The sequence below is a fragment of the Streptomyces sp. V4I2 genome (assembly GCF_030817655.1).
GTDB lineage: Bacteria > Actinomycetota > Actinomycetes > Streptomycetales > Streptomycetaceae > Streptomyces > Streptomyces plumbiresistens.
In genome coordinates, this window is sequence record NZ_JAUSZM010000003.1 from 8,369,630 (window position 1) to 8,383,971 (window position 14,342).

Annotated in this window: 12 protein-coding genes and 2 pseudogenes; 6 read left to right on the forward strand and 8 right to left on the reverse strand. The window is 73.5% G+C overall.

What is annotated here, in order from left to right; genetic code table 11:
- The first annotated feature begins 19 nt into the window (after positions 1-19).
- Positions 20-1,420: a bifunctional transcriptional activator/DNA repair enzyme AdaA gene (locus QFZ76_RS39250; RefSeq protein ID WP_307680256.1), complete on the forward strand. Its 1,401-nt coding sequence runs from the start codon at positions 20-22 to the stop codon at positions 1,418-1,420.
- Positions 1,420-1,929, forward strand: a complete 510-nt coding sequence (locus QFZ76_RS39255; RefSeq protein WP_307678125.1) for a methylated-DNA--[protein]-cysteine S-methyltransferase — start codon at positions 1,420-1,422, stop codon at positions 1,927-1,929. The genes QFZ76_RS39250 and QFZ76_RS39255 overlap by 1 nt, the downstream gene beginning before the upstream one ends.
- Here QFZ76_RS39255 and QFZ76_RS39260 read toward each other — a convergent pair.
- Both QFZ76_RS39260 and QFZ76_RS39265 read right to left on the reverse strand, forming a co-directional pair.
- Entirely contained in the window at positions 1,926-2,300 is a 375-nt protein-coding gene (locus QFZ76_RS39260) for a PPOX class F420-dependent oxidoreductase (protein ID WP_307678126.1), read from the reverse strand. The genes QFZ76_RS39255 and QFZ76_RS39260 overlap by 4 nt on opposite strands.
- Positions 2,301-2,412: 112 nt before the next feature.
- Complete coding sequence (locus tag QFZ76_RS39265; RefSeq protein WP_307678127.1) at positions 2,413-2,895, reverse strand: DUF456 domain-containing protein; 483 nt, start codon at positions 2,893-2,895, stop codon at positions 2,413-2,415.
- 276 nt (positions 2,896-3,171) lie between these two features.
- On the opposite strand from QFZ76_RS39265, the gene QFZ76_RS51945 reads away from it, so the two are divergent.
- Entirely contained in the window at positions 3,172-5,469 is a 2,298-nt protein-coding gene (locus QFZ76_RS51945; protein WP_373464420.1) for a protein phosphatase 2C domain-containing protein, read from the forward strand.
- Between the two features lie 26 nt (positions 5,470-5,495).
- Here QFZ76_RS51945 and QFZ76_RS39280 read toward each other — a convergent pair whose 3' ends face one another.
- On the reverse strand, positions 5,496-6,893 hold the full coding sequence (locus tag QFZ76_RS39280) for a helix-turn-helix transcriptional regulator (protein ID WP_307678130.1): 1,398 nt from the start codon (positions 6,891-6,893) through the stop codon (positions 5,496-5,498).
- 177 nt (positions 6,894-7,070) lie between these two features.
- On the opposite strand from QFZ76_RS39280, the gene QFZ76_RS39285 reads away from it, so the two are divergent.
- Complete coding sequence (locus tag QFZ76_RS39285) at positions 7,071-7,739, forward strand: hypothetical protein (protein ID WP_307678131.1); 669 nt, start codon at positions 7,071-7,073, stop codon at positions 7,737-7,739.
- 85 nt (positions 7,740-7,824) lie between these two features.
- On the opposite strand, the pseudogene QFZ76_RS39290 reads toward QFZ76_RS39285, so the two are convergent.
- Together QFZ76_RS39290 and QFZ76_RS39295 are read right to left on the reverse strand one after the other, a co-directional pair.
- A pseudogene (locus QFZ76_RS39290) lies at positions 7,825-7,962 on the reverse strand (glycosyl hydrolase-related protein); the annotation flags it as partial.
- A gap of 134 nt (positions 7,963-8,096) precedes the next feature.
- A pseudogene (locus QFZ76_RS39295) lies at positions 8,097-8,909 on the reverse strand (alpha-mannosidase); the annotation flags it as partial.
- 208 nt (positions 8,910-9,117) lie between these two features.
- Between QFZ76_RS39295 and QFZ76_RS39300 the strand changes: the two are divergent.
- Positions 9,118-9,600: an ATP-binding protein gene (locus QFZ76_RS39300; protein ID WP_307678132.1), complete on the forward strand. Its 483-nt coding sequence runs from the start codon at positions 9,118-9,120 to the stop codon at positions 9,598-9,600.
- A 56-nt stretch (positions 9,601-9,656) separates the two neighbouring features.
- On the opposite strand, the gene QFZ76_RS39305 is transcribed toward QFZ76_RS39300, so the two are convergent.
- Entirely contained in the window at positions 9,657-10,697 is a 1,041-nt protein-coding gene (locus QFZ76_RS39305) for a DUF2637 domain-containing protein (protein WP_307678133.1), read from the reverse strand.
- Positions 10,698-11,000: 303 nt separating this feature from the next.
- Entirely contained in the window at positions 11,001-11,858 is an 858-nt protein-coding gene (locus tag QFZ76_RS39310; protein ID WP_307678134.1) for a (2Fe-2S)-binding protein, read from the reverse strand.
- A 155-nt stretch (positions 11,859-12,013) separates the two neighbouring features.
- On the opposite strand from QFZ76_RS39310, the gene QFZ76_RS39315 reads away from it, so the two are divergent.
- Positions 12,014-12,859, forward strand: a complete 846-nt coding sequence (locus tag QFZ76_RS39315; protein WP_307678135.1) for a GntR family transcriptional regulator — start codon at positions 12,014-12,016, stop codon at positions 12,857-12,859.
- A 604-nt stretch (positions 12,860-13,463) separates the two neighbouring features.
- Here QFZ76_RS39315 and QFZ76_RS39320 read toward each other — a convergent pair.
- On the reverse strand, positions 13,464-14,243 hold the full coding sequence (locus QFZ76_RS39320; RefSeq protein ID WP_307678136.1) for a hypothetical protein: 780 nt from the start codon (positions 14,241-14,243) through the stop codon (positions 13,464-13,466).
- Between the last annotated feature and the right edge of the window lie 99 nt (positions 14,244-14,342).

The following is a 14,342-nucleotide window of genomic DNA, read 5'->3' on the forward strand; positions in this document are numbered from 1 at the left end:
GCCCACACTGGATGACGTGATGGACGAGGACACCAGGTACGAGGCGGTCCGCAGCCGGGACGGGCGGTTCGACGGCGAGTTCTTCTTCGCCGTCGAGACGACCGGCATCTACTGCCGGCCCAGCTGCCCGGCCGTGACGCCGAAGCGGCACAACGTCCGCTTCTTCGCGACGGCCGCCGCCGCGCAGGGCTCCGGGTTCCGGGCCTGCCGGCGGTGCCGGCCGGACGCCGTGCCCGGCTCCGCCGAGTGGAACGTACGGGCGGACGTGGTGGGGCGGGCGATGCGGCTGATCGGCGACGGTGTCGTCGACCGGGAGGGCGTCGCCGGGCTCGCCACGCGGCTCGGCTACAGCGCCCGGCAGGTCCAGCGGCAGCTCACCGCCGAGCTCGGCGCCGGGCCCGTCGCCCTCGCCCGGGCCCAGCGGGCGCACACCGCACGCGTCCTGCTCCAGACCACGGACCTGCCGGTCACCCAGATCGCGTTCGCGTCCGGCTTCGCCAGCGTGCGGCAGTTCAACGAGACGATGCGGGAGGTGTACGCCTCGACGCCCAGCGAGCTGCGGGCCGCCGCTCCGCAGGGCGGCCGGGCAGCCCGCCGTACGGCCACCCCGGACGCCGGGATCCCGCTGCGGCTCGCGCACCGGGGGCCGTACCAGTCCACGGCCGTCTTCGACCTGCTGGCGGCCGAGGCGGTGGCGGGTGTGGAGGAGGTCGGCGGGCCGCGCGGGCGACGCACGTACCGCCGTACCCTGCGCCTGCCGCACGGCACCGGGATCGTCGCCGTCGACGAGCGGCCCGGCGCCGCGAGGTGCACGTCCGGCGCCCATCCGGGCGGCTGGCTGGACGCCCGCCTCCACCTCACCGACCCCCGCGACCTGACCACCGCCGTACAGCGGCTGCGACGGCTCTTCGACCTCGACGCAGACCCGTACGCCGTCGACGAACGGCTCGGCGCCGACGCACGGCTCGCCCCGCTGGTCGCCGCCCGGCCGGGGCTGCGGTCGCCGGGCGCCGCCGACCCGGAGGAGCTCGCGGTGCGGGCGCTGGTGGGGCGGGCCGAGGCGGAGCGGCTGGTCCAGCGGTACGGCAAGACGCTGGACGCCCCCTGCGGCAGCCTCACCCACCTGTTCCCCGAACCGGCCGTCCTCGCCGGGGCCGAACCCCACGGCACCCTGGGCGCCCTCACCACCGCCCTGGCCGACGGCGCCGTACGACTGGACCCGGGCGCCGACCGCGACGACGCCGAGGCGGCCCTGCTCGCCGTGCCCGGTCTGAACGCCCGTACCGTCGCCGCCGTCCGCACCCGGGCCCTGGGCGACCCGGACGCCGCCCCACCCGGCTCGCACATCCCCGACACCTGGCGCCCCTGGCGCTCATACGCCTTGCAACACCTGCGTGCAGCAGGGGAGTTGGAGTACTGATGACCGCCGACACGCATTACGCCACGCTGGACAGCCCGGTCGGGCAACTCCTCCTCACCGCCGACCCGAGCGGCGTGCTGACCTCGCTCTCCGTCCCCGGCCAGAAGAACGGCCGTAGCGTCCAGGCGGGGTGGCACCACGACCCGGATCTCTTCCGCGAGGCCGGGGAGCAGCTCACCGCCTACTTCGCCGGTGAACTCAAGGAGTTCAGCCTGGAGTTGCGCGGCGAGGGCACCACCTTCCGAGAGCAGGTCTGGGCCGCCCTCGACAGCGTCCCCTACGGCGCGACCACGACGTACGGCGAGATCGCCGCCCGCATCGGCGCCTCCAGGGCCGCCGTACGGGCCGTCGGCGGCGCGATCGGCGCCAACCCGCTGCTGATCCTGCGGCCCTGCCACCGGGTGATCGGGGCGGACGGATCACTCACGGGGTACGCGGGCGGACTGGAACGCAAGACGAGGCTGCTCGCTCTCGAAGGGCGTCCCGCGGCGGGACAGGGCTGGGGCTAGGCGTCGTCCTCCAGTCCCCAGCTGTGGATCCGCCGCGGATGGATGCGGATGACCTCCTCGCTGAAGTGCGGACCCAAGTCGTGCGGGCCGGTGAGGAGTTCGGCCTCGCCGCGGATGTCGATGCCGCGCACCTTCCACGGCTTCAAGCTGAGGATGTCGTCGACGACCAGGGCGACCTTCGGGTTCTTCAGCAGGTTGCGCCACTTCTTGGTGCGGCCCATCGCGTAGCCGCCGACCAGGATGGTCCCGTCGGGCCGCGGATGGAAGCCGACCGGGTTGGCCTGGGGCTGGCCGTGCGGGTCGACGGTGGCCAGTCGTCCCAGGCGCTGGGACCTGAGGTACGCGCGCTCGGCCTCGCTGAATTCGGTCATGGCAGTCAGCCAAGCACTCCGGGCCTGCCCGGCGCATCGGACCCTCGTCCTGGTTCCGGGGACCTACGACGGCCGCGGCGCCGCCCGGAGGCGTTCGCGGCGGACGCCGGACTCAGCCCCACAGCACCGCCCCCAGCCACGCTCCCATGATCAGCAGGCAGGTGAACAGCTCCGTCAGCACGCTGGAGCCGCCCGAGCGCATCGCCGTCCGCAGGGCCGCCATCGCCTCGCCGTGGCGGCCGAGCCGGAGCCGTTCGTACAGGTAGATGCCGCCTATGAAGCCGGGGATCGCGCCGAGGACGGGGATCAGGAAGAAGCCGGCGAACGCCCCCACGCCGGCGTACACACCCATGCGAGCGGTCGCGCCGCTCGCCCGCAGCCGTCGGGGCGGCAGGGACCAGCGCACCACCTGGGAGAGGAACAGGGCGACGGTGGCGCACACCAGGACGGCCCAGGAGAGCGGCTGCGGATCCTTCAGCGCCCACCACATGACCGCGGCCCACACCAGCCAGGAACCCGGCACACCGGGCACCAGCACTCCGCCCACACCCAGCAGAATGACCAGGCCGACCAGCAGGAGGTCCACCACGCCCATCTGTCCAGAGTGCCGGAGGACGAGCGAAGACGCAGGTCAGCGAGGCCGACCAGGGCCACTCACGGGCCGCTGACCAGGCCCGTTCCCGCGCCGGGTGCCGGACGGTCCTGAGGCCGAGGTCGAGCTGTTCGGCGACGCTCGCGTCGGTCAGCCCGGCGACGTCCTGCCTACGACCGTTCGACGACTCGCTCGACACGCCGTTCGAGGGGTGGTATGGGCGCCGGATTTTCCGGATGCCCCGTTTTCATACCGCTCCCGCGGTGGACAATTAGGGGCATGAGCCAGCAGGGGGGAAAGCCCAGCGGTCACGAGATCGACTGGTGGGGGCAGCTGTACGACGACACCACCGAGGACACGGGCCCCACGGCCACGCCCGACTCACTGGACGACCGGTTCGCCTCGGCGGCAGGGACGGTGGAGGGACGCGCCGCCGCTCGGGGCGGCACCGAGGGCGGGATCCCGGCGCCACGTCCCGGTACGGCGGGCGTCGCGGAGGACGCGGTTCCGGCGCCGCAGTGGGATGCCGGTGATGTCCCTGAGGATGGGCTTCCCGCGCTGCGGTCGGGTGTCGGAGATGCCTCGGGTGGTGGGGGTTCCGCGCCGGCGTCCGGTGCCGGTGACGCCTCGGACGGCGAGGCTCCCGCGCCGCGAGCCGGTGACGCCGGGCCGCTGGACGTGCCGCGGCACTCGGAGTTCGCTGGGCAGCGCGCTCCGTGGGAGCCGCCGCCCGATCTGCCCACGGGGCCCGCGACCTTCCCGCCCGGACCGAAGCCGCCGGGATTCGCCGAGCAGCCGTCACCGTGGGGACGTGCGGCGCCAGGGCCAGGGTCCCCTGGCCGCGCCTCCATGGAGACCCCCACGACGACCTTCCCCGACTCACGGACGCCCCCGGACCCACCCCCCCGGCCCTCGTCCGCACCCCCTCCGCCGCCTCCGCCCTTCGGGCCCCCTCCGCCCACACCTCCCCCCGCACGCGGGGACACCGAGGCCGCTGTGCGGGGCGTCGACGACGAGCCGGAGCAGAGCGGGCTACGGGGCACCGCCGGCCCAGTTCCGCAACGCGCCGCCGCCCCTTGGGAGCCGCCACGCCCCGCCCCCTCCGGCGCGCCCGGCGTCGACGTCGGGCCCGAGCAGGGCGGATGGCCTGACGCATCCGCCGGAGACGGGGCAGCCGCCCCGCTCGCCGAGGGGGCCGGCGGCCCGGCCGGACCTGACGGTCGGCCTCCATGGGAGCCTGCTGCCGTTGGACCTGACGGTCGGCCTGCGTCGGTCGCGGGTCCTGCGGAGGCGGCGGGCGCCCCGGGCTCGGCAGACCGCGTGCCGCGTCGGCCTTCATGGGAGCCTGCTGGCGTTGGATCTGACGGTCAGCCCGGGGCGGCCGCGGGCCCCGCTGACGCGGCCGACGCCCCGGGCTCGGCGGGCCTCGCGCCGCAGGAGGAACCCTGGGGGCCGCCCTCCACCGGCACATCCGCTCCGCCTCAGGGCGCCCCCCTCGCCTCGTCCGCCAGCGCAGGGGACGCCCGGAACACCGGCCCTGAGGCAGATCCGCCGGCAGATCCGTCCAGCTCTCGTACTCCCACCCGGGTCGACCTTCCCGCCCTCCCGCTCGACCCCGTCGGCCATGTGGGCTCCGGGCCGCCCACCTACGAGGCCGAGCCCACCGCGTTGCCGCCGGCGGATCCCGACGACCTCGACGATCTGGTGGCGGACACCGTGCTGGACGGTGCCCGGTACGGGGCCTCCACGTTGCGGGCGGCCTCCGTGCGGGGAGACTCCGCCCGGTTCCGGGGTGAGCCCCGGCGGGATGCGCTGCTCACCGCCCGTTTCGGGACCGGGGAGCACGCGCTCGTCCTCGTCGCGATGGCGACCGGCGCGCGCGCCACGCCGGGTGCGCACCGTGCGGCAGCCGAGGCGTGTCACTGGATCGGGCGGGCCGTGGGGCGCAGTCACGCCCGGCTCGCCGAGGACATAAGGGCGGGCCGGCGCGGCGACCTGAAGTCGGGTCTGCACCGCCTCACCGACCGCAGCCTCGGGAAACTCCGCGCCAGCGCCGCCGAGCAGGGCATCGAACCGGAGGAGTACGCCGCCGCCCTGCGCTGTCTGCTCCTGCCCGCCGACCCCGAGTGCCGTACGCGCGTCTTCTTCGGCGTCGGCGCGGGCGGACTGTTCCGGCTGCGCGACGGCGAGTGGCAGGACATCGAACCGCGGGTCCTCGACGTCCCCGGCGAGCCGGTCGTCGGTTTCGGCTCACTGCCCGCCGAGACCCCCGAGGGCGACCGCCTCACCATGGACCTCGGCATCCCGACACCCCCGAGCCCGTACGAACCCGCCCCCGAGCCGCCCCGCGAACCCTTCCGCTTCCGGGCCTCCGTGGCCCGTCCGGGTGACACGCTCCTGATGTGCACCGGCGGCCTCGCCGAGCCGCTGCGCGGCGAACCCGAGCTGTGCGGATATCTCACCGGCCGATGGTCCGGCCCCACCCCGCCCGGCCTCGCCGAGTTCCTCGCCGACGCCCAGGTCAGGGTCAAGGGGTACGCGGACGACCGTACGGCGGCCGCCGTGTGGGAGGCGTGACGGCGTCCGCACGTACGCCCCCTGCCTCAGTCGGTCCTCTCCACCCACTGGCGCGAGACGTCGTACCAGTAGCGCGGCAGCCCCTTGATGCTGCTGGTCCGGAACGGGCGGCCGTCGTCGTCGATGCGGACCGTGCCGGTACGGCCCTGGGAGGACCAGTCCAGCTCCAGGTACCAGCGGCAGTCGCAGCCCTCGGTCTTCGCGGTGACCAGCAGGACTTCGGGGTCCTCGGCGGACACGCGGTACGGCAGGCGCATGGCGGGGATCGGGGTGCCCGTGTCGTTGCCCGCGACGGGGCGGGCGATGGGGCGGTCGATGTCCAGGTCGACGTCGAAGTAGCGGGGGGTGACGGCGCCGCCGCAGCCCTGGTCCATGGAGTAGGCGGTGCCGACGGCGGGGTCGGTGCGGCCGACGACCCGTACCCGCAGGGCCTCCAGGACCACGGCCGTGGAGGTCCGACCCTGCACCGAGATCCGTACGTTCGTGTCACGCCCGTGCACCGCGTTCTGGGTGCCGGCCCAGGTGCCGGCGTCCTGCGGGGCGGGCGGCGGGGGAACCTCGGCGGGCGGCTTGGCGATGACGTAGTCGTGGCCGCAGCCCAGCGCCCAGACCTGGGAGTCGGCGGTCCAGGTGAGGGGGACGGAGGGCGTGCCTGGGCCGTCCTGCTGGTGGCTTCCCGAGGGGCTGCGGCTCTGATGGGGGTCTTTGGAGGGCTGCGACCCGGTGCCTTCGGTGCCTTCGGTGCCCTTGGCCGAGGGGGAGCCGGAGGTGGTGGTCGAGGGGCTCGGTGAGGTGGCCGAGGAGTGGTGGCGGCCCGGGGTGCCCGGCGCGGTCGTACCGGACGGGCCGTGCGAGGACTGCGCGGAGTCGTCCGCCTCCGGCGAACCGGACGGCAGTGCCGAGATGCTGCCCAGCGTGACGACCAGCACCGCCGCGACGGCCGCGGACACCAAGGTGCGTCGACGGCGGTACCAGGGGTGGCGCAGCGGGGGAGCGGGAGCTTCGCTCGCCGGAGGCGCGAGCTCGCTGTCCGCACCCTCGGCCGGCTCCTGCGCCGGGTGCGACGTGTCACCGTCCGCCGCGGCGGCCTCCGCCGGCCCAGTCTCCGTAGCCGCCGCCCGCGGCCGTTGCCGTGCCGCCACCGCCGGCAGCCACAGCCGGTGCAGCTCCAGCCGTTCCTCCGCCGTCGCCCCGCACAGGGCAGCGAACCGTTCGACGGGGGCGAAGTCCTGGGGGACCGCCTCGCCGGCGCAGTAGCGGTGCAGCGTGGAGGTGTTCATGTTCAGGCGGCGGGCGAGCGAACCGTAACTGCGGTCCGTCCGTTCCTTCAGCCGCGTCAGCAGCGCCGCGAACTCGCCGACCTCGTCCCGTGGTGCCGACACCGTTCCCCCGTCCGTCCCGGATCCGTATCCCAGGCACTCCATGTACCTGCACGTCAGAAGGGCTGGGACGGTTCCACCATGGCGAATCGACCGTCCCCTGTTGCGCCCGTCCGCTGTGACCGCTGATGCTCTTGGTGTCGCACCGACGACCGCCGGACCGACCATCCGGCGTCCTGGCGGCGCATTCCACACCCATGCACTCGTCCACGGGGGACACCCATGCCCAAGCACCTCCGAGCAGGCGCGCTCACCGTACTGGCTATCACGGGCCTCACGCTCGGCGCAGCACTCGCCGTACAGGCCGATGCCCGACCGGCACCGGCCGCGGCGACGAAGACCGCCACGACCAAGGCCGTTGCGATGAAGACCGCCCCCGCGCCCGGATTCCTCGCGGCCGCACAACTCCCCCCGCATCCCACGTCCTCCTGGACCGCGGGCAAGGTCACCGACGGCGTTCCGGACGAGCTGCGGCCCTGTCTGGAGGAGGCGCTCCTCGCCTACGACTCCCGGTACCGCGCCTTCCACACGGAACTCGACACCAACGCCCGGCAGCTCACGGTGGTCGTCGGCTCCGCCGCGAAGGCCAAGGCGCTCGCCACGCGTCTGAACAAGGAGATCCGCTCCTGCGCGACGCGCGTCGAGAAGGCCGACCCTGAGACGGAAGCCGCGTACAAGGCCTACGGCACCCTGCCCGTCGAGGAGGGCGCCCGCGTGCACGGCTTGCACACCGTCACGTCATGGGGTGCCTCGGACATCCGGCTCCTCTCCGTCGGGCGGGACGGCAGGGCCGTCACCGTCGTGGAGTGGGCGCAGTTGGGCGGCTTCGGTGACGCGCCGGTGAAGGCATTCAAGAAGACGACCGTCACGGCGGTGAACAAGCTCTACTGACCGCACGACCGCCGCAGACCGGGGCCGCCCTCCCGCACGGGGGTCGGGCGGGCGGCCCCCGGCGTCGCCGGGACAGCACAGCGCCTCACGCCGGCCGTAGCCGCAGCGTGAGGATCTGGAACGGCCGCAGCTCGAAATCCAGGGGGGATTCGTGCAGCGGCCGTTCCAGAAGGTCGGTCACCTCGGCCCGGGACACGGCGAATCCGGGCGTCAGCTCGGCCCGCGCCCGCCCGCAGGGGCAGGTTCAGGGCCAGCCCCTCCGCGACCGCGACCGCGTCCCCGTGCGGGGCGCGCAGCGGCGTCAGCCATACGGTCGTGCCCAGGCCGCCGGGGTGCGGGGTGAGGAACCAGCGGATTCCGGCCAGTTTCGCGAGCTGGGGGAACGTTGCCGTGGGCGTGCCCGGCCGCCCAGATCCGGTGGGCGCTCGCCGCCGCGGGCCGGGACAGCACGTCCGTCAGGGCGGCCCGGACGGCACCCGCCGTACCGGAGACCTTGTACAGGTCGAGAGCGTCCAGCATGTCCTCCAGCGTGCAGGACCTCGTGCCGGCGGGGCCGGTCCATGGGCAGCTCGTGCATCAGCTGCGACAGCACTTCGGCGTCGAGGACCAACTGCCACACCTGTTCGTCGAGTACGGCGAGGTCGGCAGAGCGGAATCGGTAGATGGGCCCATCGCCGGCGGTCAGGACGTCACCCGGTTGCGTAGGCTCGAAGCCGTGCAGGACGGCCGGATTGGCGGCCGCCTCCAGGAGCAGACGCACCCCCTCGCCTCCGCTCGCCGGGGACGTGACCGGGAGGTGGCGGTTGCGCGGGTGAATCCCTTTCAGGGGCACGCCCGCCGTGTCGTACAGCAGCCCTTCCGCCTGGATGCCGGGCCGCTCGCCCGTGAACCCGCGGTCGATCACGGCCGCCTCGACGCGCCGGCCCGCCCAATCCTCGGGCACCGGCCCTCCAACCGGAACCAGCTCGTCGACCAGGGCTTTCCCCACACCGTGCCGGTCGTGAACGGCTCGTGGGCGGCCTGCAGGGCCTGGTCCACCGGCACCGGTTCGCCCGGCACGTGTCACACGGACGGGACCAGCGGCACGCGCGCCGCGTACCGGGCGGGCCGCACGAACCGGCGCAGGGCGCGTGCCGGGCGGGCTTCCACCGGCGTTCGGTCGTCGTGCACGACGGCTCCTCGGCGGCTCGGAGGGCTCGGTCCAGGAGTCATCCACCCGGCCGGGAGCACCGCATCCGTGGTGGCGCAAGGCCCCGAATATGGCCGAACACCTGGTCGTTGACGATTCGACATGACTGTCAGGTGCCCCACGGGGCATGGATCCTCGTGAACGTGTTCGAGCAGGAGGGGAACCGACATCGGCACGCGGGCGGGGGTCATGAAGAGGCAGGCACGAGGAGGCGGTCCCATCGCGACAGGGGCCTTCTCGGCGGACACAGTGGAGGACAAGGCCGACAGCGCCATGGAAGAGGCGCGGGCGCCGCAGCTCAAACGCAGGCTGCGGCGGGCGGACCTGGGGGCGGTGCCCGAGTCGCGCAAAGCACTGCGCGAGCTGTTACGGCACTGGGGCAGGCCCGGACGGGCCGAGGTCGCGGAACTGCTGACCAGCGAACTCGTCACCAACGCGATCATCCACACCGACCACGACGCGCTGCTGACGGCCACCGTCGGACCGCGTGGCCTGAGGGTGGAGGTGCGGGACTTCGTCTCCCGCAGACCGAGACTGCGCGTACCGAACCCCGACGACGGTACGCACGGCCGGGGCCTGGTCCTCGTGCAGTCCCTCGCGGACGCGTGGGGCGTGCGGGTGCACGGGGTGGGGAAGGCGGTGTGGTTCGAGCTGGACGCGGGCGTCGCCTGAAACGGGACGGGGTGCGGCTCGTGTGAGCCGCACCCCGTCCCGTATGCGCGTTGCTTCTAGCCGAACTGCTGCTCAAGGTCCTTGAGCTTGCGCTCCAGGGAGTCCAGACGCGGCAGGGCCATTGTGTCGTCCTCCGCGGTGAGGTCGACGGTGATGGGGTCAGAACCGCTGCGGACGGGCTCGAGGGAGGGCCGCTGGCGTACGGGCAGTTGCTCCGGCGATATGGCAGGCTCCGCGGAAGCCCGGTCCGACGGCCCGCGCTCCAGGGTCGCCTGCGCCTCCAACTGCCGGCCACGGCCGGCGAATCCGCGGTGGCCCCGGCTGATCGCCTTGAGCTGCGCGCGCTCGACCCGCTCCTTGTCGCGGCGCCGCATGCGGGCCGCTTCCTTCTCGCGCTTGTCCTCGCGGACCTCGTCGACCGCCTCGTCCAGGCTGCGCACGCCCTCCAGGAGCATCAGCGACCACGCCTTGTACGTCTCGCGCGGGGCGCGCATCCAGCGGACGGCGCGGATCTGCGGCAGCGGCCGCGGCACCAGGCCCTGCTCGCGCAGGGCGGCCCGGCGGGTCTGCTTCAGCGCGCGGTCGAACAGCACGGCCGCCGACATCGACATGCCGGCGAAGAACTGCGGGGCGCCCGCGTGGTCGATGCCCCTGGGCGCGTGCACCCAGTTGAACCAGGCCGCCGCGCCGGCGAACGTCCATACGAGTATCCGGGAGCCGAGCGCCGCGTCACCGTGGCTGGCCTCGCGCACCGCGAGCACGGAGCAGAACATCGCCGCACCGTCGAGGCCGAACGGGACCAGGTACTCCCAGCCGCCGGACAGGTTGAGGTTCTGCTGGCCGAAGCCGACCAGGCCGTGGAAGGAGAGCGCGGCCGCCACCGCCGCACAGCAGAACAGCAGCACGTAGGAGGCGGTGCCGTATATGGCCTCCTTGCGCCTGCGGCGCTCCTCGCTGCGCTCCCACGAGTCGTCCGCGCTCGCGTCCTTCCCCGAGGTGCGCTTGCCACGCGCGAGCACCGCAACCGCCGCCAGCATGCCCAGGAGCAGTACGGCGCCCGGAAGCAACCAGTTCAGCGATATGTCGGTCAGTCTCATCTGGGGTCCCTTGCATTGGGATAGGGCGTAACGCCCGCCATAGTGGCCCAATCCCAACGGCCCTCAGGCGTTTTCGGGGCAAGAGGCCGCCAAGGAAGTGCAAGGGGATGCCCAGGGCGGCGTTCTGCTCGAACTGCCGCATGAGGGGCGGGAGTTGAGTTCGAATAAGACTACCCGTACGGGTGGTTCCGCGGAAAGTTCCTGCGAGGTGTGAGGAAGTTGTGAATTGCCTGTAACCGGGTGGGCGTCTCAGTCGCGAGTGATCCTACGGGACGGGTGATGCCGTCCTGAGCTGAGGGTGCCTCAACTGGCCGCGGCCGCCGTCAGCTTGGCGATCCGCTCCGCGTCGCAGGTGCGTGGGCAGGTGACGCAGGTGTCCTCGGGCTCCAGTGTGTAGAACATGCAGCAGCTCGCCCGGTCCCGGGTGGGCAGCGGCTCGCCGTTCGGTCCGGTCAGCAGGCGGAAGGCCGCCGAGCCGACGTACGGCTTGGTCGATCCCGGCAGCAGGAGCTCCAGCTCGCGTTCGGCCCGGCGTTGCTCGCTCTCGCCGAGCAGTTCGGCGACGTACCAGAGGCCCTCGACGATCTCGTCCGTCACCATGCCCCACAGGGCGCGGTCGCGGCGGCGCATGCGCGGTCCGAACCCGGCCAGCACCGGTTCCATGTGCTCGGCGACGGCCGCCCGCACCTCGGCCCGCAGCGCCTCCTCGTCGGGGACGACACGGGCGCCGGGCAGCGTTGCGGCCGGGTCGTCCGGCAGGCAGGCGAAGGGGTCGGGGCGTACGGCGAACGACATGGGGCCCTGGGTGCGGTCGTACGAGACATGCGTCACGGGGAAGCGCGGGACCCGGCGGTGCAGGAACCACGGCGCGGTGATCAGGAGGCAGGCGGGCCAGGCGTACCGGTGCAGACCGAAGCTGGCGATCACGTCCGGGCGGCCGGGGCGGCCGTGATCCCGCCGTACCTGTGCGTCGTCCCAGGCCAGGAATCCTTCGAGGCCGGGGCCGCCCTCTGCGAGCTCGGTGGCGGCGACCCAGCCACCGCCCTTCGGGGCCTGGTCGTCGGGGGTCAGTTCCGTGACCGTCAGCCCCGGGAGGACCTCGGTGACGCGTGCGTAGGCGTCCGCGACGGCCGAGCGGGGGGCGGGTGACGGGACGGGCATATGGGACCACCGATTCGCGATCGCTTGTAGGTAAGGCTTACCTTACCTTGGGTGTCCGGGATTTGAACTGTCGGGTTATGCCCTAATCTGCTTGACGGACGAGTAACAACCCGCCGTAATGACCCGAAGTACCGACACGTCCGGAGGAGGACCCCGTGATGCAGGGTGCGCAGGGCTCCGCCGAGATGGGGGCTGGGGCTGAGGTTGGGGCTGGGGCCGGGAAACCTCCGGTGGGTGCGGTCAGGGTGCCGCCGCAGGCCAGGGCCGTGGACGTGGACCGGGAACGGGGCACCGCCCCGGGCGCCGTCCGCGGTGAACACACCCACAGCGAGACGCCCATCCCGCGGCCTCGCCCCGCCGTCCAGCGGTCCTCCGTGCGCGGGCAGATCCTCGACGCCCTGCGCACCTCGCTGGTCGCGGGCGAGCTCAGGCCCGGCGAGGTCTACTCCGCGCCGGCGCTCGGCGACCGCTTCGGGGTCTCCGCGACGCCCGTCCGGGAGGCGATGCAGCAGCTCGCGCTGGAGGGCGCCGTCGAGGTCGTTCCCAACCGGGGGTTCCGGGTGGTCGAGCGCGGCAGGCGCGAGCTGGGGGAGCTGGCCGAGGTCCGGTCCCTCATCGAGGTCCCGGTGATGCTACGCCTCGCCCGCACCGTGCCGGTCGAACGCTGGGCCGAGCTGCGACCCCTCGCCGAGGCGACCGTCCGCGCCGCGGCCTCCGGCTGCCCGGCGACCTACGCGGAGTCCGACCGCGCCTTCCACCGCGCGATGCTTGCACTCTCCGGCAACGAACAGCTGGTCCAGATCGCCGAGGACCTCCACCGCCGCGCCCAGTGGCCCCTGGTCGGCGGACCCGGCTCGCGGGGGCGGGCGGCTGAACTGGTGGCAGACGCGGCCGAGCACATGGCGTTGTTGGACGCGTTGATGGCGGGGGATGTGGGCGTGGTGCGGTCGCTGGTGGGGGAGCACTTCGCGGGTACGGGTACGGGTGCGGGGGCTCGCTGAGGGTCGGGCGGGGGATGCCTGCGGCGGCCTGTGCGGGTTGAGTGGGGGTGCGCGTAGCGCCTTGCGTTGTGTGGGGGCGGGGCCGCGCCGGGGGGTGTCCGTCCTTGGAACGGCGCGGAATCGGTTCCTTGTTGAGGTACTGGCGTTGACGCGCCAACCGCTGCGGGCGGACACCCCCCGACACGTCCCCTTGCCGCCGTGCGCGACTGCGGGAGCGCCCACCTTCCGACCGACCACCGTCACCCCTCGGCCGACCGGTCGGCCACCCGCTAGGGGCGCAGCCCAGCCCCCAGAACGACGCTCACCTCTCGGCCAACCGAGACGAGCGGTGGGCAAAGGCCATCCTCAGCCCCCGGCCACCGGCTGAGGGCGCAGCCCAGGACAAACCCAGCCACCTCTCGGCCAACCGAGTCGGGTGGTGGGGCGGGACCCTCCCCAGCCCTCACCCACCCGTCGGTGGCGCGGGCCCCCGCTCACCCCTGGGGCGCAGCCGCAGGGGTGAGGCCTGCCTCTCGACCCACCGAGTCGGGTGGTGGGTGGGCATAGGCCGGGGGTCTGGGGGCGGAGCCCCCAGTCGGCGCCGGCATTCATGCCGGGTGGCCGACTACGCCGTCGCCGCGGGAGGCACCGGGGCCAGTTGGCGGGCCAGCCATGTCGGTACGCCGCCGAGCAGTCGGAACAGGCGGCGGGCTTCCTCGCGGAGGCGTGAGGCCTCGGGTTCCACTTCCGCGTCTGCCAGGGAGGCCAGCGCCGGTGCTGTGCCGACGAGGTAGCCCAGCTCCTCGCGGATCCGGAGGGATTCGCTGAAGCCGTGTCGGGCCTCTGCCAACTCTCCGTCCCGCAGGGCGAGTCCGGCGAGGTGGCGCCAGGTGCAGGACAGCAGCAGGGGGTCGGAATGGGCGGTGGCACCGGCGTGGGCGCGTCGGTACGCCGCGCGCGCGGCCTGCGGGGAGTCCGCGAGGTTCTCCGCCAGCAGCCCCCGGCGGAAGTCGAGCAGTGCCCGCCCCGAAGTCCCCGGAGGGATCAGCGCCGCCGCCCGCCCGAGCGCCGCCCGTGCCTCGTCGGCGCGGTCCCGTACGCCGTGCAGCGTGGCCGCGTAGGCAAGTTGCCCGCGTTCACAAGCGGCCGCGCCCCGCTCGTCGTCGCCGTGGGCCAGCGCCTCGGCGGTGCGCAGCGCGTCCTCGGCCTGTTCCCAGCCCTGCTCGGTGTACAGGCACCGCTCCACCAGGAGGGAGGCGCGTTGGAGCGCGGCCGGTGCGGTCACCGGTTGGAGCAGGGCGGCGGCGTCCGCCCAGCAGGCGCGGGAGCGTAGCCGCCATACCGCGGTCTGGAGTGGATCGTCACCGGCGGTCGTTCCGTTACCAGACATGGCGGTATGCGCCACGTTGCCCTCCCCGAGCACGCCATCGAGCTATGAGTGGTGGCCGCATCTCAGCACGAATCCACCGGCCGGGCCAAGGGGGTGGGTGAAGGAATTCACAAA

Excerpts from the sequence above, each read along its gene's own strand:
- QFZ76_RS51945 (WP_373464420.1), top strand. The coding sequence starts at position 3,172 with ATGAGCCAGCAGGGGGGAAAGCCCAGCGGTCACGAGATCGACTGGTGG.
- QFZ76_RS39265 (WP_307678127.1), bottom strand. The coding sequence starts at position 2,895 with ATGGGCGTGGTGGACCTCCTGCTGGTCGGCCTGGTCATTCTGCTGGGT.
- QFZ76_RS39280 (WP_307678130.1), bottom strand. The coding sequence starts at position 6,893 with ATGGAGTGCCTGGGATACGGATCCGGGACGGACGGGGGAACGGTGTCG.
- QFZ76_RS39300 (WP_307678132.1), top strand. The coding sequence starts at position 9,118 with ATGAAGAGGCAGGCACGAGGAGGCGGTCCCATCGCGACAGGGGCCTTC.
- QFZ76_RS39310 (WP_307678134.1), bottom strand. The coding sequence starts at position 11,858 with ATGCCCGTCCCGTCACCCGCCCCCCGCTCGGCCGTCGCGGACGCCTAC.
- QFZ76_RS39250 (WP_307680256.1), top strand. The coding sequence starts at position 20 with ATGGACGAGGACACCAGGTACGAGGCGGTCCGCAGCCGGGACGGGCGG.
- QFZ76_RS39305 (WP_307678133.1), bottom strand. The coding sequence starts at position 10,697 with ATGAGACTGACCGACATATCGCTGAACTGGTTGCTTCCGGGCGCCGTA.
- QFZ76_RS39255 (WP_307678125.1), top strand. The coding sequence starts at position 1,420 with ATGACCGCCGACACGCATTACGCCACGCTGGACAGCCCGGTCGGGCAA.
- QFZ76_RS39260 (WP_307678126.1), bottom strand. The coding sequence starts at position 2,300 with ATGACCGAATTCAGCGAGGCCGAGCGCGCGTACCTCAGGTCCCAGCGC.
- QFZ76_RS39285 (WP_307678131.1), top strand. The coding sequence starts at position 7,071 with ATGCCCAAGCACCTCCGAGCAGGCGCGCTCACCGTACTGGCTATCACG.